Origin of the sequence: Paractinoplanes tereljensis (assembly GCF_016862435.1) — a bacterium.
GTDB lineage: Bacteria > Actinomycetota > Actinomycetes > Mycobacteriales > Micromonosporaceae > Actinoplanes > Actinoplanes tereljensis.
Genome location: NZ_BOMY01000080.1, coordinates 1 through 1,258, shown reverse-complemented (window position 1 = coordinate 1,258; position 1,258 = coordinate 1). Strand labels below are relative to the sequence as shown.

At 56.6% G+C, this 1,258-nt stretch carries 1 rRNA gene; it reads left to right on the top strand.

Annotated elements, in window-relative coordinates:
* Positions 1–1,258: ribosomal RNA gene (locus Ate02nite_RS48535) — 23S ribosomal RNA — on the top strand; the annotation flags it as partial.

Genomic DNA, 1,258 nt, shown 5'->3' with positions numbered 1-1,258 from the left:
CCCGAGTAGCAGCGGACTCCTAGAATCTGCTGTGAATCTGCCAGGACCACCTGGTAAGGCTGAATACTTCCTGGTGACCGATAGCGGACGAGTACCGTGAGGGAATGGTGAAAAGTACCCCGGGAGGGGAGTGAAATAGTACCTGAAACCGTTCGCCTACAATCCGTCAGAGCCTTATGCCGGTAACGGTGGGGGTGATGGCGTGCCTTTTGAAGAATGAGCCTGCGAGTTAGTGGCACGTGGCGAGGTTAACCCGTGTGGGGTAGCCGTAGCGAAAGCGAGTCTTAATAGGGCGTCTTTAGTCGCGTGTTCTAGACCCGAAGCGGGGTGATCTAGCCATGGGCAGGTTGAAGCGTGGGTAAGACTGCGTGGAGGACCGAACCCACCAACGTTGAAAAGTTGGGGGATGACCTGTGGTTAGGGGTGAAAGGCCAATCAAACTCCGTGATAGCTGGTTCTCCCCGAAATGCATTTAGGTGCAGCGTCGTGTGTTTCTTGCCGGAGGTAGAGCACTGGATGGTCTAGGGGGCCTACAAGCTTACCGAAATCAGCCAAACTCCGAATGCCGGTAAGTGAGAGCGCGGCAGTGAGACTGCGGGGGATAAGCTTCGTAGTCGAGAGGGAAACAGCCCAGATCACCAGCTAAGGCCCCTAAGCGTGTGCTAAGTGGAAAAGGATGTGGGATCGCATTGACAACCAGGAGGTTGGCTTAGAAGCAGCCATCCTTTAAAGAGTGCGTAATAGCTCACTGGTCAAGTGGTTCTGCGCCGACAATGTAGCGGGGCTCAAGCACACCGCCGAAGCTGTGGCATTCACACAAGCGATCCGCTTCCAGATTTAGTCTGGTTGTGTAGTCGTGTGGATGGGTAGGGGAGCGTCGTGCAGCCAGCGAAGCGCCGGGGTGACCCAGGTGTGGAGGCTGTACGAGTGAGAATGCAGGCATGAGTAGCGAATGAAGAGTGAGAACCTCTTCCGCCGAATGACCAAGGGTTCCAGGGCCAGGCTAATCCGCCCTGGGTGAGTCGGGGCCTAAGGCGAGGCCGAGAGGCGTAGTCGATGGATAACGGGTTGATATTCCCGTACCCGCAAAGGAACGCCCAAGACGAACCTTCATGTACTAACCACCTCGAACGCCGGCGACCTTCGGGTCAAAAGCGGGAGGGCTGGGAACTTGTGGGGTAGTAGTTTAGCGATGGGGTGACGCAGGAAGGTAGCTGGTCCCAGGCGGTGGTTGTCCTGGGGTAAGCGTGTAGGCCGT